Source organism: Micromonospora sp. KC606 (assembly GCF_004348675.1).
GTDB lineage: Bacteria > Actinomycetota > Actinomycetes > Mycobacteriales > Micromonosporaceae > Micromonospora.
The window spans coordinates 1-24,915 of sequence record NZ_SMKN01000070.1; the positions used below are offsets into that span (position 1 = coordinate 1).

General features: G+C 72.2%; 19 protein-coding genes, 2 tRNA genes and 1 pseudogene. 9 read left to right on the forward strand and 13 right to left on the reverse strand.

Going from position 1 to position 24,915, the window contains the following annotated elements:
* Positions 1-144: 144 nt before the first annotated feature.
* Both E1193_RS15710 and E1193_RS15715 read left to right on the forward strand, forming a co-directional pair.
* Complete coding sequence (locus E1193_RS15710) at positions 145-372, forward strand: winged helix-turn-helix domain-containing protein (RefSeq protein ID WP_132183945.1); 228 nt, start codon at positions 145-147, stop codon at positions 370-372.
* A gap of 66 nt (positions 373-438) precedes the next feature.
* On the forward strand, positions 439-843 hold the full coding sequence (locus tag E1193_RS15715; RefSeq protein ID WP_132183946.1) for a GntR family transcriptional regulator: 405 nt from the start codon (positions 439-441) through the stop codon (positions 841-843).
* A gap of 753 nt (positions 844-1,596) precedes the next feature.
* On the opposite strand, the gene E1193_RS15720 is transcribed toward E1193_RS15715, so the two are convergent.
* Both E1193_RS15720 and E1193_RS15725 read right to left on the reverse strand, forming a co-directional pair.
* A tRNA-Ile gene (locus E1193_RS15720) sits at positions 1,597-1,673 on the reverse strand.
* Positions 1,674-2,142: 469 nt separating this feature from the next.
* Positions 2,143-2,215: transfer RNA gene (locus tag E1193_RS15725), tRNA-Asn, on the reverse strand.
* 318 nt (positions 2,216-2,533) lie between these two features.
* On the opposite strand from E1193_RS15725, the gene E1193_RS15730 reads away from it, so the two are divergent.
* On the forward strand, positions 2,534-2,932 hold the full coding sequence (locus E1193_RS15730; RefSeq protein WP_132183947.1) for a hypothetical protein: 399 nt from the start codon (positions 2,534-2,536) through the stop codon (positions 2,930-2,932).
* Positions 2,933-3,071: 139 nt separating this feature from the next.
* Here the strand turns inward: E1193_RS15730 and E1193_RS15735 are convergent, their stop codons facing one another.
* The 6 genes from E1193_RS15735 to E1193_RS15760 form a co-directional block, all read right to left on the reverse strand.
* Positions 3,072-3,722 (reverse strand): hypothetical protein, encoded by a 651-nt coding sequence (locus tag E1193_RS15735; protein ID WP_132183948.1) that lies wholly within the window; start codon positions 3,720-3,722, stop codon positions 3,072-3,074.
* A gap of 77 nt (positions 3,723-3,799) precedes the next feature.
* Complete coding sequence (locus E1193_RS15740; protein WP_132183949.1) at positions 3,800-4,810, reverse strand: YihY/virulence factor BrkB family protein; 1,011 nt, start codon at positions 4,808-4,810, stop codon at positions 3,800-3,802.
* Positions 4,811-4,873: 63 nt separating this feature from the next.
* On the reverse strand, positions 4,874-5,683 hold the full coding sequence (locus E1193_RS15745) for an ABC transporter permease (protein ID WP_132183950.1): 810 nt from the start codon (positions 5,681-5,683) through the stop codon (positions 4,874-4,876).
* 9 nt (positions 5,684-5,692) lie between these two features.
* Positions 5,693-6,487: an ABC transporter permease gene (locus E1193_RS15750; RefSeq protein ID WP_243707681.1), complete on the reverse strand. Its 795-nt coding sequence runs from the start codon at positions 6,485-6,487 to the stop codon at positions 5,693-5,695.
* A gap of 106 nt (positions 6,488-6,593) precedes the next feature.
* The gene (locus E1193_RS15755) at positions 6,594-7,145 is read right to left on the reverse strand and encodes a hypothetical protein (protein ID WP_132183951.1); all 552 of its coding nucleotides are present in this window, start codon (positions 7,143-7,145) and stop codon (positions 6,594-6,596) included.
* A gap of 56 nt (positions 7,146-7,201) precedes the next feature.
* Complete coding sequence (locus E1193_RS15760) at positions 7,202-8,134, reverse strand: ABC transporter ATP-binding protein (RefSeq protein ID WP_132183952.1); 933 nt, start codon at positions 8,132-8,134, stop codon at positions 7,202-7,204.
* Between the two features lie 361 nt (positions 8,135-8,495).
* On the opposite strand from E1193_RS15760, the gene E1193_RS15765 reads away from it, so the two are divergent.
* The 6 genes from E1193_RS15765 (at position 8,496) to E1193_RS15790 (ending at position 16,692) form a co-directional block, all read left to right on the forward strand.
* Positions 8,496-10,715 (forward strand): TRAP transporter fused permease subunit, encoded by a 2,220-nt coding sequence (locus E1193_RS15765; protein WP_132183953.1) that lies wholly within the window; start codon positions 8,496-8,498, stop codon positions 10,713-10,715.
* The gene (locus tag E1193_RS15770; RefSeq protein ID WP_132183954.1) at positions 10,712-11,731 is read left to right on the forward strand and encodes a TAXI family TRAP transporter solute-binding subunit; all 1,020 of its coding nucleotides are present in this window, start codon (positions 10,712-10,714) and stop codon (positions 11,729-11,731) included. The genes E1193_RS15765 and E1193_RS15770 overlap by 4 nt, the downstream gene beginning before the upstream one ends.
* A 65-nt stretch (positions 11,732-11,796) precedes the next feature.
* Entirely contained in the window at positions 11,797-14,076 is a 2,280-nt protein-coding gene (locus tag E1193_RS33795) for a nitrate- and nitrite sensing domain-containing protein (RefSeq protein WP_132183955.1), read from the forward strand.
* Complete coding sequence (locus tag E1193_RS15780) at positions 14,073-14,465, forward strand: roadblock/LC7 domain-containing protein (protein ID WP_132183956.1); 393 nt, start codon at positions 14,073-14,075, stop codon at positions 14,463-14,465. Before E1193_RS33795 ends, E1193_RS15780 begins: the two co-directional genes overlap by 4 nt.
* Complete coding sequence (locus E1193_RS15785; RefSeq protein ID WP_132183957.1) at positions 14,462-15,427, forward strand: TAXI family TRAP transporter solute-binding subunit; 966 nt, start codon at positions 14,462-14,464, stop codon at positions 15,425-15,427. Before E1193_RS15780 ends, E1193_RS15785 begins: the two co-directional genes overlap by 4 nt.
* Before the next feature lie 254 nt (positions 15,428-15,681).
* The gene (locus tag E1193_RS15790; RefSeq protein WP_243707683.1) at positions 15,682-16,692 is read left to right on the forward strand and encodes a hypothetical protein; all 1,011 of its coding nucleotides are present in this window, start codon (positions 15,682-15,684) and stop codon (positions 16,690-16,692) included.
* A 223-nt stretch (positions 16,693-16,915) separates the two neighbouring features.
* On the opposite strand, the gene E1193_RS15795 is transcribed toward E1193_RS15790, so the two are convergent.
* The 5 genes and pseudogenes from E1193_RS15795 to ppdK form a co-directional block, all read right to left on the reverse strand.
* Positions 16,916-17,449 carry a hypothetical protein gene (locus tag E1193_RS15795; RefSeq protein WP_132183958.1) on the reverse strand — a complete coding sequence of 178 codons (534 nt, stop codon included), beginning with the start codon at positions 17,447-17,449 and terminating at the stop codon, positions 16,916-16,918.
* A pseudogene (dnaG, locus tag E1193_RS15800) lies at positions 17,449-19,351 on the reverse strand (DNA primase). The gene E1193_RS15795 and the pseudogene dnaG overlap by 1 nt, the downstream one beginning before the upstream one ends.
* Before the next feature lie 178 nt (positions 19,352-19,529).
* Positions 19,530-20,366 (reverse strand): siderophore-interacting protein, encoded by an 837-nt coding sequence (locus tag E1193_RS15805; RefSeq protein WP_132183960.1) that lies wholly within the window; start codon positions 20,364-20,366, stop codon positions 19,530-19,532.
* Positions 20,367-20,423: 57 nt separating this feature from the next.
* A complete protein-coding gene (locus E1193_RS15810; RefSeq protein ID WP_132183961.1) occupies positions 20,424-21,737 on the reverse strand; it encodes a deoxyguanosinetriphosphate triphosphohydrolase in 1,314 nt (437 codons plus the stop codon).
* Between the two features lie 117 nt (positions 21,738-21,854).
* On the reverse strand, positions 21,855-24,590 hold the full coding sequence (ppdK, locus tag E1193_RS15815; protein WP_132183962.1) for a pyruvate, phosphate dikinase: 2,736 nt from the start codon (positions 24,588-24,590) through the stop codon (positions 21,855-21,857).
* Positions 24,591-24,915 lie beyond the last annotated feature (325 nt).

The following is a 24,915-nucleotide window of genomic DNA, read 5'->3' on the forward strand; positions in this document are numbered from 1 at the left end:
GTCCCCGCCCGGCCGGGGCCGTCCGTTGCTGACGAGAGGCCCTGCGGAGGAACTTAGAGTGCTGTGTATGCAGAGTCAACACTGCATGCACAGAGTGTCATGTGGGGTGGGATGCTCGGAGGGCTGACGAGAGGTGGCCCCGCCATGCCCAGACGACCCGTCTACGAGCAGGTCATCGACGACGTGACCGCATCCATCCGGTCCGGTGCGCTCCGGCCCGGTGACAAGCTGCCGTCGATCGTCGAGCTGTGCGCCCAGTACGGGGCGTCGGCGACGCCGATCCGGTATGCGCTGCGGATCCTTGACGAGCGCGGCTGGATCGAGACACACCAGGGCAAGGGCTCGTTCGTGGCAGCCACACCGCCCGCCTGACCTTCGGCGAACGATCGAACGTTGCGCCTATCGGACGTCCGCTCAGGCGTCCATAGCGTCCGCGCTGTGATCGACCTGCACTCCGGCGTGCCCCGCCACCTCCAACTCGCCGCCCAGCTGCGCTCCCGCATCATCGCCGGGGTGTACGCGCCCAGCGACCTGCTGCCCTCGGAGACCCGCCTCAGCCAGGAGTACGGCGTTGGTCGCGGTACCGTCCGACGCGCGGTCAGCCTGCTGCGGGCGGAGGGTCTGGTGGATGCAGCATCCGGTCGAGGCACACGGGTCCGCGAGCCCGTTGAGCTGCGGCGGGAGTCGGTACCGCGTGGGGCGATCATCCAGGCGCGAATGCCCACACCAGAGGAACGAGCCTCGCTCGGCATTCCGGAGGGCGTGCCGGTCCAGGTGGTCACGGTCGGCGGACGGTTGAGGGGTGTATACCCGGCCAATCAGTTCGAGCTGACCACCGCCTGATCGGCTTCATGATCGCCCGCCCTGCTTCCCATCGATGCGCGTTCGCGCGCTTTGCCTGCTGCGCACCACTGGTAGCGGTTTGCAGATGACGCACCCGAACGGCACCCATACTGACCAGTAAAGATGGGCCGAACCGGGCAACAGGGCGGGAATCCCATCCTGCGCGAACCGCGCAGTCAGGTAACCCTTCGATGCGTCCACTGCACGCGTGTACGAAGATGGCTACCTAGCAGTGATCAAGACAGTACTCTGAGAAACTTTCCCACCGTCAACAATCGGTAGGGCAGCAGGCACCTGTGGGAGGTGGCCACCATAGCGGTCAACTGACAGCATCCCGCGTCCGATCGCGGGCCGGCACGCGCAGGTGTGGCGCAACACCGGCAGACAAGTCCTCCTCCATGTCACCCCGATGGGAGCCCCACCATGCACCGCCTCGGCACCGTCGCCGTCACCCTCGCTGGGCTGCTGCTGACCGCCCTACTGTTCTACGCCTTCACGACCACCCATCCCGTCACGCCCGAACTGGTCACCCTGCTCTTGGCCGACGCCGTGTTGTGGCTGCTCGGGCTGCGTTCCCTCGGCGACGCCCACGCGCGCGGCCGGACACGTCGACGGTGTGCGGGAGACCGTCGACCGCCTCGCCTCGGCCCTGCGGGACCGCCCGAGCGCCTGACCTGTCCCCCAGCTGTCCCCTTACGCAGAGGAACGCCCCTCTGGATCAATGTCCTGAGGGGCGTTTGCGCAGCTAAACCGTGGTGGGGCGGGCGGGACTCGAACCCGCGACCGAGGGATTATGAGTCCCCTGCTCTAACCGGCTGAGCTACCGCCCCGATGCCGCGCCGGATCGTAACCCGCTCGGCGGATCACCGGCTACCACCGAACCGACATAAATGATCACGCGTGCGCCGGCACGATGGGCTACGCGAGGATAACAGTCAGCCGCTCTCGTCGAGTGCCCGGAATCACCCCTACGGCGCGGCTCGGTGGGCACGCCGTCCGCCGTCCCCCAGCCGCCGGCCAAGACGCCCTGGACGTGCCCGCCGCTGTCGGAATCGCCGGCTCCGATGAGCCCGCCGGCAACCGCCGGGCAAACCGGCACAGCACAGCGCAGTCGGGCGGCGAGCCGGTGGAAGCTGATGCGCCGAAGCGAGGAGCGTCGGCACTGTCCACACGCGGGCCGGGGTCACCGACCGGGCAGACGACACCGGCCGGGCCGACACGGCGCGTCGGCCACGTACTCAGGTCTACAGCAAGCAGAAGCCCGCCGGCCTGGGCCGACGGGCGTGGTGTGGAGCTGAGCTCCCCCGTTTGGACTCGAACCAAAAACCTGCCGGTTAACAGCCGGCTGCTCTGCCAATTGAGCTACGGGGGACCGCGTGCCGTCCGCTCCGGATCTCTCCGGCGCTCGGCGACGGCACAAGAGTACAGGATTCCCCGGGGGTCCGGTCCAGGGGGTTACCCAATCCCGGTTCAGTCCACCGCAGCGGTCGACGACGGTTGCCCGCCGGGCGCAGGCCGCCACGCCGGCAAAATAATGCGGACAAATCGCCATCCCAGCACCACCAGGTATGAGCGGAGAGCAGGATGGGTAGTTAGCTGCCGACAGAGGACGCAGGCGCGAACAGGTCGGTCCCGGTCCGGGTGTGCCGGGCGGGGAACGGCGGGAGCGTCAGGAACGGAAGGAGCCGCCATGCGCGGAAAGATCATGTTTCTTGGCGGGCTGGCTGCGGGCTTCGTCCTGGGCGCCCGTGCCGGCCGGGAGAAGTACGAGGAGCTGGTCGTCCGCGGCCGTAAGGTGCTCGATCACCCGACCGTGCAGGAGGCGGCGGGCGTCGCGCAGGCCCAGGCGACCCGGCTCTACTCGGAGGGCAAGGACAAGCTCGGCCAGTCCAAGCTGGGCGAGAAGCTCAGCGGCAACGGCAGCAGGCCGGGGCTCACGGCGGCGGACGACACCTTCGCCGGCACCCCGGCCACCGTCGGCGCCAAGGCGGGCACCAGCTCTACCGGTTCGAGCAACGTCACCAGTTCGACGAGCACCACCCCGAAGCCCAAGGCCCCGGGCTCGGGTGCCAACGGCAGCAACGCCTGATCGCGTACCTCCGTCGGGCCGGTCACCGCAGGGTGACCGGCCCGACGTGCGTCCGGGGTGCTGCCGACGGGCCACGGGGCTCAGGCGGGCGGGCCGGCCGTCACTCGTCGCCCGAGGGCCCGACACCGCCCCCGGAACGTCACCCGGCCCGTTCCTCGGGGGCGGGCAGCTCTGCCCGGACCAGCCAGCCACCGTCGGCGCAAGGACCGGCGGCAAGGGTGCCGCCGAGCGTCGCGGCACGCTTCCGTAGCCGGGCCGGGCCGTCCCCACCGCCCCACCGCGTTTCGCCGGCTCCCGGGGCGTCGGCGCCCACCCCATCGCCACTGATCCCGGCGCGGATCTCGACGGTGACGCCGCCGGGGTCGTACCGGATGCGGACCACGACGGCCGCCCCCGGCGCGTACCGGTCAGCGTCGGCCAGCGATTCCTCGATGATCCGGTACGCCGTCTCGTCCACCGCGGCGGGCAGTGGCCGGGGCTGGCCGGCGACGGTCCACCGCACCGGGCGAGCACTCCCGCCGGCCTCGACCAGGGCGTCCAGCCGGGTGAGGCTGGGCGCCGGCGTCACCGCGACCCCCGCCCCGAAGGCGGCCCGCCGGTTCCCACGGCGCAGCACGATGTACGCGGCGACCGCCGCGACGAGCACGAGGGGCCCCCACGCGAGCGCGGTGAACTGCCCGAGCAGCACCGTGACGACGGCCACGGCGAGCAGCAGCGCGGTGGCCAGCAGCGCGTCAGACAGCGCCGGATGTTCCCGCGCGACCCGGCGCCACCGCCTGAGGTCTCCCATCCGGCCACGGTACGGCAGTCGTCCCGCCACCGCGCCGGCGCACCGCGGATGCCAGCGCCCGGCGCGACCGGGCTCGGTCAGCGCTTTCCGGGGGCGTTGCGCTTCTTCCGCAACCTGCGGTCGTCGCGCAGCTCGACGTACGGCTCCTCCTCGGGCGGGTGGCCGGCGGAGATGGCCCGGCTGCGTTCCAGCTCCGCGTCGAACTCCGCGCCCAGCAGGATGGCGATGTTGCTCAGCCAGAGCCACACCAGAAAAATGATCACACCGGCGAGCGCCCCGTAGGTCTTGTTGTACGACCCGAAGTTGCTGACGTAGAGGGCGAAGAGGCCGGAGATCACCAGCCAGATCACCACAGCCAGCAGCCCGCCCGGGCTGACCCAGCGGAAACCGCCGTGCCGCGCGTTCGGCGAGACCCAGTACAGAATCGCGAACATCAGGCTGACCAGCACCAGCAGCACCGGCCACTTGGCGATGTTCCACGCCGCCACGGCGGTGGAGCCGACCCCGATCGCGCTGCCGGCCTGCTCGGCGAAGCCGCCGGTGAACACCACGATCACCGCGCTGGCCAGCAGCAGCACCCCGATCACCGCGGTCACCCCGAGCCGGATCGGCAGCGTCTTCCAGATCGGCCGGCCCTCCGGGACGTCGTAGATGGCATTCGAGGCACGCATGAAGGCGGCGATGTAGCCGGAGGCGGACCAGAAGGCGGCGACCAGACCGACGATCGCGGCGAGGCTGGCCAGCCCGCCGGAAGCGCCCGCCTGGTCGATCGCGCCCTCGATGATGCGGCGGATGTTCGGCTCCGGCGCCGCCTGGTTGACGGTGTCCCGCACTCCGGTGGTGGCCCGGTCGCCGAGCAGGCCGAGCAGGGAGATCAGCACCAGCACACCGGGAAAGATGGAGAGCACGCCGTAGTAGGTCAGCGCGGCGGCCCAGTCGACCAGGCTGTCGTCGCGGAACTCCCGAACGGTGCGCCTCATCGCCGCTGTCCAGCCGCTGCCGGGCAGGTCGGACGGGCCGGCCGGCCCGTCGTCGGGGCCCGCCGGCCGGCTGCGCCCGCCCCGGGCGGACGTGTCGTCGGAGGCCATGCGCCCCTCCTCGTGGTCGGTGACGTCCCTCGACATGCCCCGCGAGGGCCGACCGTTAACCCGTCAGCGGTAGAGCAGGCCCGCCATCCGCCGGGCCGCCACGACCAGCCCGGCCACGGTCAGCGCCAGCAGGTACAGCACGTCGGGCAGCACCGGCCAGCCGCCCCCGTCCACACAGACGCCCCGGAGCAGGTGCACCGCGCGGTAGAGCGGGGTCACCTCGACCAGCCAACGCAGCACCGCCGGGTACGCCTCGGCGGGCACGAAAGTGCCGGAGAAGAGGAAGAGGACGAACTGCGCCGACCCCATCAGGTCGAAATCCTGCCAACTACGCATGAAGGTGGAGAGCGCCATGCCGGCCGCCCCGAACGCGAAGCCGGTCAGCACCGCCGCGGGGAACGCGACCAGGGCGCGCCCGACGGTGGTCAGCTCCATCGCCACCATCACCGCGAGGAACGCCGCCGAGTACGCCGAGCCGCGCACCATCGCCCAGGCCAGCTCGCCGAGGGCGATCTCGATCGGCCGCACCGGTGTGGCGATGATCCCGTCGTAGAGCTTCTGGTATTTGAACTTGCCGAAGAAGTTGAAGGTGGTCTCGGCGAGCGCCCCGTTCATCGCGGACGAGGCGAGCATCGCCGGGGCGACGAACACTGCGTACTCCACCACCCGGCCGTCGGGCAGGGTCATGCCGTCGATCAGCCGGCCCACCCCGACGCCGATCGAGAAAAGGTAGAGCACCGGCTCGGCGAACCCGGACACGAGCAGAAGCCAGTAGACCCACTTCAGCGTCGCCACGTTCCGCTCGACCATCGAGGCGGAGCGGCGGGTGGTGGCGGCGATGTTGAGCAGCCGGGGCAGGACGAGGGTGACCATGTGCGGCTCCTAGACCACGAGCCGGCGACGGAACAGGCGGACGGCCAGCACCGCGCCGCCGACGGCCAAGGCGGCCAGATAGAGCAGGTGCCCGGCGACGGACCAGTGCGGCGGCACGCCGAGCGTGGCCGCCCGGCACAGGTCGACGGCGTGCCAGAGTGGGGTGAGGTACGCCAGGTGGCGCAGGCCGTCGGGAAGCGACTCGACCGGGAAGAAGACGCCGGCGAAGAGCGTCATCGGAACGACCGCGAACCGGAAGAGCATGGCCAGCCAGCTGTCGCTGGACACGGCGGCGGCGTACCCGAAGGTGGACGCGGCCACCGCCAGGCAGAGCAGCGCCACCACCGGCAGGGTGAGCACCGCCCAGGCTGAGGCCACCGCCCCGAACAGCGTCGTCACCAGCAGGAACACGGCGCTGGCCGTGACCGCCCGGAACAGCACGAAGGCCAGGTGGCCGGCGACGATGTCGCCGGCCCGCAACGGCGCGGCGCTCTGCGCGGTGTACGTCCTGGTCCAATGGAAGTTGGCGAACACCGGGAAGGTCGACTCGGCGACCGCTACCTGCAGGGCGGTGGAGGCGAGCAGCCCGGGCACGATCCACTCCAGGTAGGGCACCCCGTCGACGCCCTGGTCGACGTAACCGCCGACGCCGAAGCCGAAGCCGAGCACGGTCAGGGTGGGCAGCAGGAAGGACGAGAAGACACCGGAGCGCCAGGTGCGGCGGTAGCCGGTGAGGTGGTAGGCCAGCACCGTCAACGCCGGCACCCGGGGCAACCCCGGTCGCGCCCGCTGCGCCACGCTCACCTCTGCTCCCCTCGCCCGGCCGCCGTCGTGCACCCTGGCCTTCCTGTCGGCCGGATACGACGGAACAGGCTCACCCTACGGGCGCCCGCCGGGGCCGTCGCGGCCTTTACCGCCCGCGCGACCCCGCCCGCGTGGGCGCGCGGAGCAGGGCGAGCAGGGCGTACGCCCAGAGCAGCAGGCCCGCGCCGGTGCCGACGACCAGCCCAGCCTGGGCCGACGAGACGAGCGCGACCACCAGCCCGGCCAGGGCGAGCAGGCACATCGCCACCCCGAGCGGCACCAGCAGCCGGTCCCGGAGTACCGGGGCGAGCGGCGGGAAGTGCGCACCGACCACCGCGCAGACCAGCACGGGCACGTACTCGCCTCGCCGGAGGGCGGCGAGCAGCGCGGCGCCCAGCACCGCCACGGCGAACTCGACGGTGACGATGACGAGGTACCGCCGGTCGGCCCGCCGGTCGCGGGGCAGCGCGGACCCGGCGCGGCCCGCCCGCAGCACCAGGGCCGCGCCGCCGAATGCGGTCAGCAGCGCCCCGCCGCTGGCCACCACGAGCAGGGCACGCAGCGGCGGCTCGGCCGCCGGCACACTGAACCAGATCGTCGCGAAGACACCGAGACAGAGCGCGGTCAGACCCGCCTGCCGTGGTGACCGAGTATCCATCGTGCACCCCTCCCCCGTGCCGGCCGCCGACGCTACGGCCTGCCGCCGCCGGGCGGTCAGTCGACCAGGGTGCGACCGGTGAGGTGCAGGAAGACGTCCTCCAGGCTGCTGCGTCGGACCAGAACGGCGGCCGGGGTGAGCCCGCGCGCCTCGACCTGGGCGAGGGCGACGTCCCCGTCGGCGACGTAGAGCAGGATCCGGTCGGGCAGCACCTCGATCCGTTCCCCCAGCCCGTCCAGCTTTTCGGCGAACGCCTCCTGCGAATCCGCCGCGAAGCGCAGCTCCACCACCTCGCGGGTGGAGTGTTGCTCGATGAGCGCCCGGGGTGAGCCCTCGGCGACGATCCGGCCGCCGTCCATCACCACCAGCCGATCGCAGAGCTGCTCGGCCTCGTCCATGTAGTGGGTGGTCAGCACGAGGGTGACGCCCTGCTGCTTGAGCCGGAACAGCCGCTCCCACACCAGGTGGCGGGCCTGCGGGTCGAGCCCGGTGGTCGGCTCGTCGAGCAGCACGATGTCGGGCTCGTTGACCAGCGCGCGGGCGATGGTCAGGCGGCGTTTCATCCCGCCGGACAGCGGCTCGACCTTGCTGTCGGCCCGTTCGGTGAGTTGGACGAAGTCGAGCAGCTCGGCGGCGCGCTCGCGGGCGGTGCGGCGGGGAACACCGAAGTAGCGGGCGTAGGTGGTCAGGTTTTCCCGGACGGTCAGGTCCGGATCGAGGTTGTCCAGCTGGGGGCAGACACCGAGGCGGGCCCGGATGGCGGGGCCGTCCCGCACCGGGTCCATTCCGAGGATGCGCAGCTCTCCCCCGCTGGGTGGGGAGATGCAGCCGATCATGCGCATGGTGGAGGACTTTCCGGCGCCGTTGGGCCCGAGGAAGCCGAAGGCCTCGCCGGGGAGGACGGCCACGTCGATGCCGGCGACGGCGGAGAAGTCGCCGAACCGCTTCACCAGCCCGCGGGCCTGGATGAGTGGTGCCGTACTGGTCACCGGCCGACCGTACCGGCGACCTCCGACAGCCGCGACACCTTTCGACATCCGCCACAACCGGCACACGGTCCGACACGCACCGTAGCGCCAACTACGCACCGCGACCGACCGCGCCGGGAGGCGCCCACCCTGTCCGCTATCCGCACCGCCGTAGACCGAAGCGGCAACATACCACCATTATGGACATATCACTTTTGCTCATCAACCACTCTGCCTGTTTGTCAACCTATCCGTTCACCATTTGGGAGAACCGCGCCTAACAGGAGTGCCTCTGCGTGATTTTCGGCCCGCCTTCATCACCGAGTGCAATCACAATGAGCAATATTCCCTGGGGTCGGCAATTCGCGTATCGTGCCCCCTCGTGTCGTCCGTACGTTCCCCCGACGGTTCCACCCCGCCACCGCCGGAGCCCGGTTCCGGCGGCCGGGGCACCACGGTGGACGACGCCCCGGCGCCCCCGCCCGCCGCCGACCGGACGCTCGGTCCGACCCGTCCGGAGGGCCCCGAACCGCCCGACCTCACCGCCCGGTTCGAGGACGAGAAACCCGGGCGGGACCTCACCGGGCCCGTCGGCCTGCTGGTCACCGGCGCGTCGGTGGCGGTCGCCCTGTTCGCGCTCGGGCAGGTGTTCGCCCCGCTGTCGCAGGGCAGCAAGTACTACCTGATCATTTTCCTCGCCGGCGTGCTGCCACTGGTCTTCCTCGCGTACCCGGCGGATCTGCCCCTGCCGTGTCGGCGGCGCGCGACAGCCGGCGGCGCGCGTGCCGGCGGCGGCCGGGCCCCCGCCGGCACGCGACCCACCGCGACCGACTGGGCACTGGCAGCGGCGGCCCTGGTCTGCTGCCTCTACCCGGTGCTGCCGGTGCCCCTGCCCGGCGGTGGCGGCGGCTACGACGCCTTCCTCGACCGGCAGGCGCTGCTCTCCCCACTCGACGTGGCCATGGGCACCGTGCTGCTGCTCCTGCTGCTGGATGCCTGCCGGCGCACCACCGGCTGGATCCTGCCCGCCGTCTGCCTGCTCTTCCTCGGCTACGGCTACTACGGCGGGCTACTGCCGCAGTCCTGGCCGGTGGCGCACGCCGGAATCGACTTCGCCAATCTGGTCGACGCGTTCTACAACTCCGACAGCGGCTTCTACGGCACCCCGCTCGACGTCGCGGCCACGTACATCGTGCTGTTCACCATCTACGGCGCGGTGCTCGACCTCTCCGGCGCGGGCCGGTTCTTCGTGGACCTCTCCGCCGCCGCCTTCCGGCGCTCCCGCACAGCCGCCGGCCGCACCGCCGTCGCGTCCGGCTTCCTGCTCGGCACCGTCTCCGGATCGGGCGCCGCCACCACCGTCAGCATCGGCGCGGTCACCTGGCCCGTCCTGCGCCGGGCCGGATACCCGCCGGAGCGCGCCGGCGGGATGCTCGCCGCCGCCGGCGTCGGCGCGATCCTCTCCCCACCCACCCTCGGCGCGGCGGCGTTCATCATCGCCGAGTACCTGGGCGTGTCGTATCTGCGGGTGCTCGGCTGGGCGACCATCCCGACGGTCCTCTACTACCTCGGCATCCTGCTCTCCGTGGAGATCGACGCCCGCCGCTCCGGGGTACGGCCGGTGGCCGTCGACGCCGCGTCGCCCTGGCGGCTGCTCGGCCGGTTCGGCTACCACTTCCTGTCCCTCCTGGTGATCACCGGCCTGCTCGCCCTCGGTTTCTCCGCGACCAGGGCGGTGGTGGGCGCCACCGCGCTCGCCGCCGCCCTGTCCTTCCTGGACCGACGCCACCGGCTCACCCCGGCCCGGTTGGTCGGCGCGCTCAGCGCCGGGGTACGCGGTGTGCTCGCCGTCAGCGCGGTCTGCGCCGCCGCCGGCGTCATCACCGCCACCACGACCAAGACCGGGCTAGGCCCGCAGGCCGCCGCCCTGCTGATCGGCGGGGCGAAGGCGGTCAGCGCCGAACCGGCGGTGGTGCTGGCGCTGACCGCGCTGCTCTCCGCCGTCGCACTCAGCCTGCTCGGGCTGGCGGTGCCGGTCACCGCCTCCTTCGTGATCGGCTGGGTGATCATCGGCCCGGCCCTGCTCGACCTGGGCGTGGCCGCCCCCGCCGCGGCGATGTTCGTCTTCTACTTCGCGGTGCTGTCCGAGGTCTCGCCGCCGACCGCGCTGGCGGCGGTCGCCGCCGCCGCGGTCACCGGCGGCCGGCTGGTGCCGACCATGTGGCAGACCCTGCGGTACGCCCTGCCGGCCTACCTGATCCCGCTCGCCTTCGTGGTCACCCCGACCGGGCTCGGGCTGCTCGGCATCGGCGGGGCCGGACGGATAGCGGTGGCCGGGGCGGTCTGCGCGTTGAGCGTGGCGGTGCTGGCCGTCGCGGCGGGCGGCTGGCTGCCCGGCGTGGGGCCGGCCGGCACACCGGAGCGGATCCTCGGCGCGCTCGCCGGGCTGACGCTGCTCTGGCTCGAACCCGTACCCGTCACCGTCGGCGCGGCCCTGGCCGTCGCCATGGTGGCGGGTGTGGCCGTACGACGCGGCGCGACGGGCCGGACCGGCGTGCCCCGACCAGTCCCATCCGGACATCCTGGGGAGGAGATCTCATGAGGCGGATCACCATGCGGACAGCCGTGGGCGTGGGAGCGTTGGCTCTCGTCGCGGCCGGCACCGCCGGCTGCGGAGGCCGGCAGGACAGCGCGACGAAGGACGACGTCGCCAGCGAGGTCACCTGCGAGGTCACCGACAACACGCGGGTCGGCATCGCCACCGGTAACGCCACCGGCGTCTACTACGTGGTCGGCAACGCCCTCGCCGGTCAACTCGCCGCCACCACCGGCGGTAAGCTGACCGGCACCGCCGCCGAGACCGGGGCCTCGGTGCAGAACATCGAGCAGCTCGTCGGCGGCCAGTACGACGTCGCCTTCTCGCTGTTCGACACCGCCGTCAACGCCGTACAGGGCAAGGGCAGCTTCGCCACCCCGCAGCCGGTAGAGGCGCTGGCCCGCATCTACGACAACTACACCCAGGTGGTGGTCCGGGCCGACGCCGGCATCAACTCCGTGGCCGACATGAAGGGCAGGAAGATCTCCACCGGTTCGCCGAAGTCCGGCACCGAGGTCATCGCCAACCGGCTGCTCACCGCCGCCGGTTTGGACCCGGCGAAGGACATCCAGGCACAGCGCCTCGACCTGGCCAAGACCGTCGACGGCATCAAGGACGGCAGCGTCGACGGGTTCTTCTGGTCCGGCGGGGTGCCCACCGGCGGGCTCACCGACCTGTTCACCACCGCCGGCGACAAGGTGAGATTCATCGACATCAGTCCGCTGCTGCCGAAGATGACCGAGCTCAACCCGGCCTACCAGGCCGGCACCATCAGGGCGGACGCGTACAGGACCGCTGCGGACACCCCGACCATCGTCGTGCCGAACGTGCTGCTGGTCCGCAAGGACCTCGACGCGAACGTCGCCTGCGCCATCACCCGGACCGTCTTCGAGAAGCAGGACGCGCTGGGCCAGGCCAACCCGGCGGCGAAGGGCATCAACCTGACCAACGCCCGCAAGACCGACCCCGTACCGCTGCACCGCGGCGCGGCCGAGGCCCTGCGGAACCTCGGCGCGAGCTGACCCCGCACGCCGGGTCCGGGCCGACGCCACCCGGACCCGGCGCCCCGACCACACCGGGAGAACCCGTGCCGCTCCCCCACCCCGCCCGCGTCCGCCGGCACAACCGGCCCACGGACCACACCGACCAGCTCTGGTCGGTACGCACCCAGCTCCTCGCGCCCATCCTGGCGGCCACCGTGGCCCTGGTGGTGTCGGGCGCCGTCCAGACCGACACCGCGCTGGACGCCTCCACCGACGCCGACCGCGCCCGGGTCCTCGCCGGCACCGCCACCGCCACCGTGCGCCTGGTGCACGAGCTGGAGCGGGAACTCGGCGAGACGGCCGCCCTGCGCCAGCGCGGCGGCGCCAGCGGCCGGCCGCTGGTCGACGCGCAGCGGCGGCGGGTGGACACCGCCGTGGACCGGTACCGCACCGCCGGCCGGACGGCCCGCCGGGCGGCACCCGACCTCGGCCGGGTGCTCGACACCGCCGACGACCAGCTCTACCGACTGGAGCCGGCCCGCGTGGCCGCAGCGGACTCCGGGGCCGCCGACGCGACCTACCTGGCACTGGTCGGCTCCCTGCTCACCGTCGCCGACGCGCTGCCCGCCCAGCTGCGCGACACCGAGCTGGCCAACGCGGCCCGCGAGGTGGCGGCCGTGGCCGCCCAGGAACACCTGGCCTCCCTGGAACGCGACCTGCTCCGGGCGGTCTTCGTTCGCGGTGGGCTGGCGCCGGGAGAACTCGTCCGGCTCGGCCAGCTCCGCGGCGCGCACGAACAGCGCCGGGCCGAGTTCAACCGAATCGCCAGCCGGGAGGCGCAGGCCACCCACGACCGGCTGATGGCCGGCACGGACGTGACGACCGCGCGACGGATGCGCGACGGCGCCGCCGAGGGCGACACCGTCGCGGCGGCGCTGAAGGTCGACGGTGACGCCTGGTACGTGGCGCAGAGCGGGGTCATCCGGCGGTACAACCTCCTGGGCCGGGAACTGTCCGAGAAGCTGGACGGACAGGCCGCGCGCCTGGCCCGGGAAGCCCGGCGGCAGGCCCTGGTCACCGGCGGCGCCACCACCGCCGTCGCCGCCGCCGCACTGCTGGCCGCCGCCCTGCTCGCCGTTCGTACCAGCCGCCGGCTGCGCCGGCTGCGGGCCGCCGCCCTCACCATGGCCCACACCGAGCTGCCCGAGCGGATCACCGCGATCGCGGCCGGCGAAGGAGCGCCGGCGGAGGGCGAGGCGACGCGGCTCACCGCCGGCGTCCGGCAGGGCCGCGACGAGGTCGCCCAGGTCGCCGAGGCGTTCGACACGGTGCACCGGGCCGCGCTGCGGCTCGCCGGCGAACAGGCCGAGCTGCGCCGGGACGTGACCCGAATGGCGGAGGCCCTGGCCCGACGGATCCGGACGCTGATCACCCGGCAGCTACGGCTGCTCGACGAGTTCGAACGCGAGGAGACCGATCCGGACGCGCTGGCCCGGCTGTTCGCCCTGGACCACCTCGCCGCCCGGATGCGTCGCAACGGGGAGAACCTGCTGGTCCTCTCCGGCGGCGAGCCGGGCCGCGCGCACGAGGGCGACCACCTGCTCGCCGACGTGGTCCGCGCCGCCGCCTCCGAGATCGAGGACTACCAGCGGGTCGAGATCGATGTGCCGGCCGCCGCCGTACGCGGCGCCGCGGTCGGCGACCTGGTCCACCTCCTCGCGGAGCTGCTGGAGAACGCCACCCACTACTCGCCGCCGCACGCGCCGGTGCACGTCGACGGCCGCCGCACCGTCGACGGGCTCACCCTGCGGGTACACGACCAGGGCATCGGAATCAACGAGAGCCGACTTGCCGAGATCAACGCGCGGCTCCTCGTACCCGCCGTGCTCTCCAGCGCGGCGGCCGGCAGCATGGGGTTGCACGTGGTGGCGCACCTCGCGGCCCGGCACGGCATCCGGGTGCAGTTGCACAACACCAGACAGGGCACGGTCGCCCAGGTCGATATCCCGGAGAAGGCGCTCACCCGCGTCGAGGCCGTGTCCCGCCGTCCCGCGACGGCGAGCCGGCCGCAACCGACCACGTCGGCCGCCTGGTTCCAGCCCCAGAACGGCCCGCCGCCCACACCGGCGATGCCGGCCGAGGCGCACCACCACCCGACGTCGCCGCCGCCTGCCAGGGCGGCCGTGACCACCGGCACGGCCCTGCCCCGCCGTACCCGCGGCGGCGCGCTGCCGACCGCGTTGCACCACGCCCCGACCGCGGCGCCGGCGGACGACCCGCTCGACCCGGAGGTGGTGCGGGCCCGGCTCTCCGCCCTCGCCGAGGGCGTGGCGAGCGCTATGCGACGTGATCAGCACAACGGATCGATTGGGAGACCACAATGACCTCACCCGTGAACGCCGGCCTCGACTGGCTCCTGGCGAACTTCGCCGAGCGGGTGCCGGACGTGTCCCACGCCGTGGCGGTCTCCCAGGACGGCCTCCGGCTCGCGTCCTCGCCTGGTCTCTCCCCCGACCAGGTGGACCAGCTCGCCGCGGTGATCAGTGGACTGGCCAGCCTGACCGTCGGCGCCGCCCGGCTGATGGCAGCCGGCCGGGTACGGCAGCAGATCATCGACATGGACGGCGGCGTGATGCTGGTGATGGCGGTCGGCGAGCGGGCGCTGCTCGGGGTGCTGGCGGCGCCGGGCTGCGACCTCGGCCAGATCGGCTTCGAGACGGCCACGCTGGTGCAGCGGGTGGCCGAGGCGCTGGAACCGGCGGTCCGGGCGTGACCGGCCGGTCGCCACGGTGGCTTGCGGCGGTGCTGGTCACCGTGCTCACCGCGGGTTGCGGGCCGGCCGAGACCCGCACTGAGACCTGGCACGGCGGCCGCATCTTCCTGGCCACCGGCAACACGACGGGCGTGTACTACCAGCTCGGCGGCGGCTACGCCGACGTGATCAGCCGCCACCTGCCCGGATACGAGGCGCGGGCCGAGCCGACCGGCGCGTCGGTGGAGAACATCACCCGGCTGGTTGGCGGGGACATGGAGATCGCGTTCAGCCTCGCCGACACCGCCGCCGACGCGGTCGCCGGCCGGGGGGCGTTCGACCAGCCCCAGCCGGTCCGCGCGCTGGCCCGGGTGTACAGCAACTACACCCACGTGATCGTCCGGGCGGAGGCCGGGATCAGGGACTTCGCGGGGCTGCGCGGGAAGCGGATCTCCACCGGCTCGCCGAGGTCCGGCACCGACATCATCGCCGGCCGGCTGCTCTCTGCCGGCGGGATCGACCCGGACCGGGACGTGCGCCGGTTCACCCTGTCCCTGCCGGAGACGGTCGCGCGGATGCGGGCCGGCACCCTGGACGCGATGTTCTTCTCCGGCGGCCTGCCCACCCCCGGCATCGCCGACCTGCTCGCCGGCGCGCCCGGGGCGTTCGAGCTGCTGCCGATCGCCGACCTGATCGACCCGCTCAACACGGCGTACGGGTCGGTGTACACCACCGCCGAGCTGTCGAAGCACGCCTACGGGACGCGGGCCGGCACGCCAACCGTGACGGTGTCGAACATGATCCTGGTCGGCGCCGACATGCCGGAGCAACTCGCGTACGACCTGACCCGGCTGCTCTTCGCCCACCAGGGGGAGCTGATCGAGGTGCATCCGGAGGCGGGCAACTTCACCCGGCAGAGCGCCTCGGACACCGACCCGATCCCGCTGCACCCCGGGGCGGCCCGCTTCTACCGCGGTGGGTGACAAACACAGCGTCTCCCGGGGTGCCCGGTGCGGACGCGGTGGATCCTGCCGCACGGCGGGCCCGTCACCGTTGACGGTGCAGAACATTTTTCCATGCCTGCGCTCCAGGGGTGAATCCCCGGGTGTATCCGGGGGTTCACCGGATGGTTCTGCGCGGCGTGTTCGACGAGGCTGATGGCATACGGAACAGAAACGAGGGCCAGTAGCCCGGTATGCGACTGGCTACGACCTGCTGATCCTCGTTTGGAGACCCCTTGACCATTCTCACGACACCTCTCAGCGCGATGCGCGGCTGGCATCGCCCGCTGACGGTGAACGCGATGTTCATGTTCGCCCTGGTGCTGGCGTGCGCCGTCGGTCTGTTCGTTGACGATCGCCTGCTCATGGGCGAATCGGTCTGGCTGAAGCCGATGAAGTTCGGCTTCGCCATGGGGGTGTACGGCCTCACGCTGGCGTGGCTGCTCAGCAAGCTGCGCAAGGGCAGACGCATCGGCTGGTGGCTCGGCACCATTTTCGCGGTCGCCGGGCTGCTCGATGTCGGTGCCGTCGCCTACGCCGCCGCACGCGGCACCTTCAGTCACTTCAACGCCAACACGGACCCGGTCGCCCGGACTGTGCAGACGGTGTTCGCCTTCGGAATCATGCCGCTGCTGCTGACCACCCTGGCCATCGCGATCCTGGTTCTGATCCAACGCGCCGGCGACCGCGTCCTGACACGCGCCCTGCGTGCCGGACTCGGACTGGCCGTCGCCAGCATGGTCGTGGCCCTCTGGCTCAGTAACCCCCCAGGTGCCACGCCCCGCACGGTAACCGACGCCAACGGCCACCCGGTTTCCATGACTGGTGGCCACGGCATCGGCGACCCCGACGGCAACGGAATGCCCCTCACGCACTGGAGCACGACCGGCGGCGACCTGCGCGTGCCGCACTTCATCGGCATGCACGGCGTCCAGGTGCTACTCCTCGTCACGGCCGTCCTGGGCGTACTTGCGACCCGGCGCAGCTGGCTACGCGACGAACGGGTCCGGGCTCGGCTGGTAGGGGTCGCCGGGCTCGGCTACACCGGTGTGTTCACGGTGCTCACCTGGCAGGCGAAGCGAGGCCAGTCGGTGATCCACCCCGATTGGCAGACCCTGATCGCCTTTGCGGCGGTGGCGGTGTTCATCCTGGTAACCGCCGCCGCAGTGATCATCGCTGCCCGGAGGCGACCCGCACCGCCCATCGGGGAAGGGCGGCGCGACGGTCGCCGTCGACAGATCGGATGAACATCGTGGCCCCCGAGAAGTGTCACGCACCTGAACGCCACCGGCACGGCGCGTCACGTCGGGCGCGGCATGGTGAGTCGTTCATGTAAGCAAGTCCGTAGCGAGCAGAGAAGTACGTGGAGCGCCGGCACCCCCGTGAAGTCGCCCCCGAACAGTGGCAGCCAGGGGAGCAGGGGCAGGGACGGTGACAGCCGAGGTGCGCACAGGCAGGCAGGGACGCCGGTCAGACGTCGGCGGGCGCGGTGGTGGCGCGGGCGTCCGCGACCAGCCGGTCGGTTTCGGCCAGCACCTCGTCGTCGGCGGGGGTGCCGGGGTCCAGGCGTACCGTCCAGGTCAGACCGTCCACTCCGGCGACCCGCCGGGCAGCGATCCGGCCGCCGCCGCCGGGCAGCGGGTGGTGGGCGGTCCACGCCACCGAGCGGGTCACCCGGGCTCGCACCTGGTGCGGCAGGTCCCCCGGGTCGAGCAGCAGGTACGTCTCGGCGGGACAGTCCGCGACCATCCGGTAGCCGCCCCGATCGGTGACCATCTCGGCGGGGGTGACGGTCAGCTCCCGGCCGGACCAGACCGCCTTGAGGATCTCGTGCCAGCCCAACCGGTGGCCCCGGCCGGGCAGCCACAACCCGAGGTTGCTGGCCACCACCACGCCGTCGCCCTCGCCGTTGCCGGCGGCGGCCCAGGCCAGCACCCGCTCGTCGGCGGCCAGCGGCGGCCGGGCGGCGGGCGGCAGCTTCGGCTTGCGGCTGAACAGTCCCATCACAGTCCCCCCGCGGCCTGCTCGCGCAGCGCCCGCGCGTGCTGCTCCAGCGAGAGCAGTTCCCCGAACAGCGCGAAGTACTCGTCTTTGCTGTTGACCGGGTTGATCCGCTGGATCTTGGATTTGAGGTCCCGGATCCGGCCGGTGACCGAGCCCCACTGGAGCTGGGCCATGGTGATCGACACATAGCGCGGGTCGGGCTCGCCGTCGATGCGCAACGGCTCGACGGCCAGCTCGCCGACGAGCGCCCGGGCGGCCAGATCCTCGCAGGCGTCGCGGACCGACTCGATCCAGACCGCACCGCTGACCGCCGCCGCGACCCCGCCGGCCGCCGCGACCGCCGCCCGGACCGCCACGTGCACCGGATGGCGGTACTCCGACGCCTCGACGGCGTCGAACATCGGCCCGGCCAGCACCGGCTCCTGGAGTGCGAGCTTCAGCGCCTCCCGCTCGACCATCGTCTGCGGACTGTCCGCCGCCGGCTGCGGCGCGGCGGCGCGGGCCCGGGCTGCCGACGCCGTCTCCCGCTCACCGGCCGGGGCGTGGGCCGCCGCGAGCACCGCGCGCTGCACCGGCTCGATCTCCATGCCGAGGTCGCCGGCGAGCTTGCGGACGTACTCGGGGCGTTTCTCCCGGTCCTTGATCTTGGCGACCAGGGGGGCGGCCCGACGCATCGCCTCCACCCGGCCGTCGACGGTGTCCAGGTCGTACCGGCTGATCACGTGCCGCAGCGCGAAGTCGACCAGCGGCTCACGGCGGGCGACCAGGTCGCGGACCGCCAGGTCGCCCTTGGCCAGGCGCAGCTCGCACGGATCCATGTTGTCGGGGCTGACCGCGATGAAGGTACGCCCGACGAAACGCTGGTCGTCCTCGAAGGCCCGCAGCGCGGCCTTCTGGCCGGCGGCGTCCCCGTCGAAGGTGAAGATGATCTCGCCGGCCACGTCGTCGGTGTCCAGCAGGAGCCGGCGCAGCACGGTGATGTGGTCCGCGCCGAAGGCCGTGCCACAGGTGGCCACCGCGGTCGGCACCCCGGCCAGGTGGCAGGCCATCACGTCGGTGTAGCCCTCGACGACGACCACCTTGCCCTGCTTGGCGATCTCCCGCTTGGCCTGGTCGATGCCGTAGAGGACGTGCGACTTCTTGTAGATCGGCGTCTCGGGGGTGTTGAGGTACTTCGGGCCGTCGTCATCGTCGAAGAGCTTGCGGGCGCCGAAACCGATCACGTCGCCGGTCATGTCCCGGATGGGCCAGAGCAACCGGCGGCGGAACCGGTCGATCAGCGAGCCGGATCGGGCCGGGCGGGACAACCCGGCGGTGACCAGTTCGTCGTGGGTGAAACCCTGTTGGCGCAGATGTTTGGTGAGCAGATCCCAGCCGTCGGGGGCGAACCCGCAGCCGTACCGCTCGGCGGCGGCCCGGTCGAAGCCGCGCCGGGCCAGGAACTCCCGGGCCGGGCGGGCACCGGCCGTGGTGAGCTGAGCCTGGTAGAACTCCACGGCGGCGGCGTGCGCGGCCACCAGGCGCTGCTTCTGCCCCTGCTGCGGGCGGCCACGCGGCGCGGCCTGGTCGTTCTCCACGTACCGCAGTTGGATGCCGGCGCGGGCGGCGAGCCGCTCGACGGACTCGACGAAGCTGAGATGCTCGGCGTCCATCAGGAACTTGATCGCGTCGCCGCCCACCCCGCAGCCGAAGCAGTAGAAGACGTTGCGGGCGGGCGAGACATTGAACGACGGGCTCTTCTCGTCGTGGAACGGGCACAGGCCCTTGAGGTTGCCGCCGCCGGCCGACCTCAGGGTCACCGTGTCCGAGATGACCTCGGCGATGGAGGTGCGTTCCCGGACCAGCGCGATGTCCTCGTCCCGGATCCGCCCAGCCATCTCCTGCCACCCCCTCGGCGTACATCCTGCCCTGCCCGGCGGACGATTCCGCCGCCGGGGGACGGGGTGTGGCGACACCCACGGGGTCAGACACCCAGAGCGGCGTCAGGCGCGGGTGAGCCGGTCCGTCGGGACTTCCAGGACGAACAGGTCGCCTATGTTGCCCTCGTAGCCGTAGTCGGCGTTAGAGGGTGGGGGGCCGGTCAGGCCGGAACGGCGGCGATGTCCTCCGCCTCCACCTGCCGGTTCCAGTCGGGCTTGCTGGCCCGCCAACCCTCGTCGTCCATGCCCCGCCGCCAGTAACCGGAGATGGAGAGCCGCTCGCGCGGGATGTTGCGCTCGACGCGCAGCAGCCGGCGCAGCTCCTTGACGAACGTCGCCTCGCCATGGACGAAGGCGTGCACGTCCCCGGGCGGGAAGTCCAGCGCGCGGACCGCCGCGACGAGCGCCTCGCCGACCGGCCGGTCGCCCCGGTGCAGCCAGGTCAGGTCGACCGCGCCCGGGCTGAGCAGACGCTGCTCCTCGGCCGGGCCGCTGATCTCGACCAGGACGGTGGCCGGAGCGCCCGCGGGCAGCCGCTCCAGAGCGGCGGCGATGGCCGGCAGCGCGCTCTCGTCCCCGACCAGCAGGTGCCAGTCGGCGTCGGGGCCCGGGGCGTACGCCCCGCCGGGGCCGACGAAGTGCACCGGATCGCCGGGGCGCAGCGCGGCCGCCCACGGCCCGGCCAACCCTTCGTCGCCGTGGTGCACGACGTCCACGGTCAGCTCGCCGGCGAGCGGGTCGAAGGCCCGCACGGTATACGCGCGCAGCCGTGGCCACTGCGCGGACGGCAGGTCACGACGGATCGCGGCCAGATCCATCGGCTCCGGGTACGCCACTCCGGGCACCGGGAAGATGATTTTGATGTAGTGGTCGGTGAACTCGCCTACCGGCAGGCCGGCCAGCTCGTCACCGCCGAGCACCAGCCGGACCAGGTGCGGGGTGGGCCGCCCCGTCCGGACGACCCGGGCGGACGTAACCTTCTTCGGGCGCTCCGTCATGCGGTTAGGCTAACCTAAGTCATGCCGGCCCGTCCAAGCCCGGTCCCCCACCGTCGGTCACGGGTCACCCGCCCGGTCGCCGCCCACCAGCCGGGCGTGCCAGGCCACAGCCGCCGGGTCGGTCAGCGACGCCACCTGGTCGATCACCACCCGCAACCGGGCCGCGTCATCCGGGGCGGCCAGCCACAGCGGGGCGAAGACCGCATCCAGCGCGTCCGGTGCCCGGTCGGCCAGCACGGCGGCCAGGTCGGCGAGGATCTGCCGCTGCCGCTCGTAGCGGCCATGCGAGCCGGGGCGGCGCATCACGTACCGCAGGGCGATGCCCTTGAGCAGCGCGCACCGCGCGCGGATCTCGCGGGGCACGACCAGGTCGACGGCGTAGCGGCGGTGCGGGCCGGGGCCGAATCGCTGCTGCGTCGCGGCCACCGCGCCGGAGACGAAGCGCCCGGTCAGCACACTGGTGGTCGCCTTCAGGGCAACCTGCGCCCGGTGGCTGCCGTCGTAATCGGCCAGTTGGGCGAGCACCGGGTCGGCGAGCAGGTCGACCAGCACCTCCCCGAGGTCGGCCGGGGACTCGCCGGAGTACGTCGCGGCGACGTCGGCGCAGAGCGCGACCCGCTCGTCCGGGTCGTCCAGCAGGGGACGCAGCGACACGTAACCGCCGTGGATGCCGTCCTCCACGTCGTGCGCCGAGTACGCCACGTCGTCGGCCCAGTCCATCACCTGGGCCTCCAGGCACCGCCGGACGCCGGCGGTCGGCGCGCCGGCGGTCGGCGCGCCCGCCCGCAGCCAGTCGAAGACCAGCCGGTCGTCGGCGTACACCCCGAACTTGCGCAGACCGGGGCGGCGGGGCCAGGGGTACTTGGTGACCGCGTCGAGCGCGGCCCGGGTCAGGTTCAGTCCGGCGGACGTCCCGTCCGGGCCCAGCACCTTGGCCTCCAACCGGGTCAGCACCCGCAGCGTCTGCGCGTTTCCCTCGAATCCGCCGCAGCTCGCGGCGAGCCGGTCCAGGGCGTCCTCGCCGTTGTGCCCGAACGGCGGGTGGCCGAGGTCGTGGGCGAGCCCCGCGGTGTCCACCACGTCCGGGTCGCAACCGAGGCGGGCGCCCATCTCCCGGGCGATCTGGGCCACCTCCAGCGAGTGGGTCAGCCGGGTACGCAGGAAGTCGTCGGTGCCGGCGACGTGCACCTGGGTCTTCGCGGCGAGCCGCCGGAACGCCGCCGAGTGCAGCACCCGCGCCCGGTCCCGCTCGTACGGCGACCGGCCGTGGCCGGTGTCCTTCGGCACCTCGTCGACGAATCGGTGGGCGTCGGCGAGGTCGGCGCCGCGCGGGTCGGCGGCGGGCGGCACGCTCGCCCAGGCACTGGTCATGCCGCCACCCCTCACCGTGCGGAACTCCTCGCGGGTGCCCAGGTTACGCCGGACCGGTCCGCGCCGACCCGCCTCGCCGGCGGCTCCGGGTGACCGGAGCCGCCGGCGACGGGTTGCTCAGCGGCTGTCGGAGCCGGTGGTCCGGACGGCGGCCCGGCCGGCTTCCAATCGGGCCACCGGTACGCGGAACGGGGAACAGGAGACGTAGTCCAGGCCGACCTCGTGGAAGAAGTGCACCGAGTCGGGGTCGCCGCCGTGTTCGCCGCAGACCCCGAGCTTCAGTCCGGGGCGGGCCGCCCGGCCCTCCTCGGCGGCGATCCGGACCAGCCGGCCGACGCCCTCCCGGTCGATGGACTCGAACGGCGAGATGCCGAAGATGCCCAGTTCGAGGTAGCGCCAGAAGAATGCGCCCTCGACGTCGTCGCGGGAGAAGCCCCAGCCCATCTGGGTCAGGTCGTTGGTGCCGAAGGAGAAGAACTCCGCCGCCTCGGCGATCTGCCCGGCGGTCAGCGCCGCCCGGGGCACCTCGATCATCGTCCCGATGAGCACCTCGACGCCGCTGTCGCCGACCACCTCGGCGATGATCTTCTCGGCCTCGGCGCGGACCGTCTCCAGCTCCTGCACGGCGCCGACCAGCGGCACCATGATCTCCGGGCAGGCGGAGCCGCCGGCCCGGGTCACCGTGACGGCGGCCTCGGCGATCGCCCGGACCTGCATGGCGAACAGGCCGGGGATGACCAGGCCCAGGCGGACACCGCGCAGGCCCAGCATGGGGTTCTCCTCGTGCATCCGCCGGACTGCGGCCAGCAGGGCCTCCTCCGTGGCCACGTCCTCCCCGCGTTCCTGCGCGACGGCCACGTTGACGGCGAGTTGCTCCAACGGGGGCAGGAACTCGTGCAGTGGTGGGTCGATCAGCCGGACGGTGACGGGTAGGCCGTCCATCTCCCGGAAGATCTCCTCGAAGTCCGCGCGCTGCAACGGCAGCAGCGCCGCGAGGGCGTCCTCCCGTTCGGCGTCCGTGCCGGCGAGGATGAGCCGTTCCACCAGCTCCCGCCGGTCGCCGAGGAACATGTGCTCGGTGCGGCACAGGCCGATGCCCTCGGCGCCGAACCGCCGCGCCCGCGCGGCGTCGGCGCCGGTGTCAGCGTTCGTGCGGACCCGCAGCCGCCGCGTCGTGTCGGCGTGCGTCATGATCCGGTGTACGGCCTTCACCAGCGCGTCGTCGGTCCGCTCCGGGTCGAGTTCACCCTCGAAGTACTGCACCACCTCCGACGGCATGACCGGCACCTCGCCGAGGAAGACCACGCCGGTGGTGCCGTCGATGGAGACCACGTCGCCCTCGACGACGACGTGCTCGCCGACGGTGAACCGCTTGGCGGGCACGTTGACGTCCAGTTCGTCGGCGCCGGAGACGCAGGTCTTGCCCATGCCCCGGGCCACCACGGCGGCGTGACTGGTCTTGCCGCCGCGGGAGGTGAGGATGCCCTGGGCGGCGATCATGCCGTTGAGGTCGTCCGGGTTGGTCTCCCGGCGGACCAGGATCACCGGCTCGCCCTCGGCGGCCAACTCCACGGCGCGGGCGGAGGTGAAGACCACCTTCCCGGAGGCGGCGCCGGGGGACGCCCCGATGCCCTTGGCCACCGGCTCGATCCCGTGGTCGAGCTGGAAGCGGGGGAACATCAGCTGGGCGAGCTGCGCGCCGTTGACCCGTTGCAGCGCCTCGTCGAGGTCGATCAGGCCCTCGTCGACGAGCTGGCCGGCGATGACGAACGCGGCGGCGGCGGTGCGCTTGCCGACCCGGGTCTGGAGCATCCAGAGCTTGCCGCGTTCGATGGTGAACTCGATGTCGCAGAGGTCCTTGTAGTGCTCCTCCAGCCTGGCCATGATCCCGAGCAGCTCGTCGTAGGATTTCTTGTCGAGCTGTTCCAGCTGCTGCAGCGACACGGTGTTGCGGATGCCGGCGACGACGTCCTCGCCCTGGGCGTTGGCGAGGTAGTCGCCGTAGATGCCCTGAGCGCCGCTGCCGGGGTCGCGGGTGAAGGCCACGCCGGTGCCGGAGTCGGGGCCGAGGTTGCCGAAGACCATCGACACCACGTTCACGGCGGTGCCGAGGTCGGCCGGGATGCGCTCCTGGCGACGGTAGAGCACCGCCCGCTCGGCGTTCCACGAGTCGAAGACCGCGCGGATGGCCAGGTCGAGCTGTTCGCGCGGCTCCTGCGGGAAGTCCCGGCCGGTGTGCTTGGCGAAGATCTTCTTGTACGCGTCGACCAGCCCGCGCAGGTCATCGGCGTCGAGGTCCAGGTCGTTCCTCGTGCCCTTGGCGCGCTTGGTTTCGTCGAGGGCGTGCTCGAACTCCTCGCCCGGCACCTCGCAGACGGTCTTGCCGAACATCTGGATCAGGCGGCGGTAGGAGTCCCAGGCGAACCTGTCCGCGCCGCCGGAGGCGGCCTGGTCGGCACTACCGCCGGCCTGTCGGGCGAGCCCCACGACGCTGCGGTCGTTGAGACCGACGTTGAGGACGGTCTCCATCATGCCGGGCATGGAGAACTTCGCTCCGGAGCGTACGGACACCAGCAGCGGGTCGTCCGGGTCGCCGAGCCGGCGGCCCATCGTCCGTTCCAGGGCCTGCAGGTGCGCCTCGATCTGGTCGGCCAGACCGTCCGGTTCGCGGCCGGTTGCGAGGTACGCCTTGCACGCCTCGGTGGTGATGGTGAAGCCGGGCGGGACCGGCAGGCCGAGGTTGGACATCTCGGCGAGGTTCGCCCCCTTGCCGCCGAGCAGGTCCTTGAGGTCCTTGTTGCCCTCGGCGAAGTCGTAGATGTACTTGTGCTCGACCGTCTCCTGTGCTGCCACCAGAGCCTCCCACACGCGCCGGATTGACACTTAACGAAGGTTTAGTTTCCTGGTACCCCGGGGCCAACCGCCGGCAATCCCGGCGACGTCAGCGGTCGGTGGGCGAAGGTTAAGCGAACATCGAGCGACCTGGGACCATTCGGTGACAATGGGCACAGCCATCACGACTATCCGCGTTCGGGACGGTTTCTGGGAACGTTTCCATGCGCATGATCACGCAATTCCCGTCTCCCCCCGTACTGTTGTCGTCACTGTTTCCACCGAGACTGACATTTGCCATATCCCTCGCGAATACACCCCGGAGCCGCCGCCGTGCCGCCCACCC

Excerpts from the sequence above, each read along its gene's own strand:
- E1193_RS15710 (WP_132183945.1), top strand. The coding sequence starts at position 145 with ATGCCCAGACGACCCGTCTACGAGCAGGTCATCGACGACGTGACCGCA.
- E1193_RS15730 (WP_132183947.1), top strand. The coding sequence starts at position 2,534 with ATGCGCGGAAAGATCATGTTTCTTGGCGGGCTGGCTGCGGGCTTCGTC.
- E1193_RS15735 (WP_132183948.1), bottom strand. The coding sequence starts at position 3,722 with ATGGGAGACCTCAGGCGGTGGCGCCGGGTCGCGCGGGAACATCCGGCG.
- E1193_RS15740 (WP_132183949.1), bottom strand. The coding sequence starts at position 4,810 with ATGGCCTCCGACGACACGTCCGCCCGGGGCGGGCGCAGCCGGCCGGCG.
- E1193_RS15745 (WP_132183950.1), bottom strand. The coding sequence starts at position 5,683 with ATGGTCACCCTCGTCCTGCCCCGGCTGCTCAACATCGCCGCCACCACC.
- E1193_RS15755 (WP_132183951.1), bottom strand. The coding sequence starts at position 7,145 with ATGGATACTCGGTCACCACGGCAGGCGGGTCTGACCGCGCTCTGTCTC.
- E1193_RS15770 (WP_132183954.1), top strand. The coding sequence starts at position 10,712 with ATGAGGCGGATCACCATGCGGACAGCCGTGGGCGTGGGAGCGTTGGCT.
- E1193_RS15780 (WP_132183956.1), top strand. The coding sequence starts at position 14,073 with ATGACCTCACCCGTGAACGCCGGCCTCGACTGGCTCCTGGCGAACTTC.
- E1193_RS15795 (WP_132183958.1), bottom strand. The coding sequence starts at position 17,449 with ATGGGACTGTTCAGCCGCAAGCCGAAGCTGCCGCCCGCCGCCCGGCCG.
- E1193_RS15805 (WP_132183960.1), bottom strand. The coding sequence starts at position 20,366 with ATGACGGAGCGCCCGAAGAAGGTTACGTCCGCCCGGGTCGTCCGGACG.
- E1193_RS15810 (WP_132183961.1), bottom strand. The coding sequence starts at position 21,737 with ATGACCAGTGCCTGGGCGAGCGTGCCGCCCGCCGCCGACCCGCGCGGC.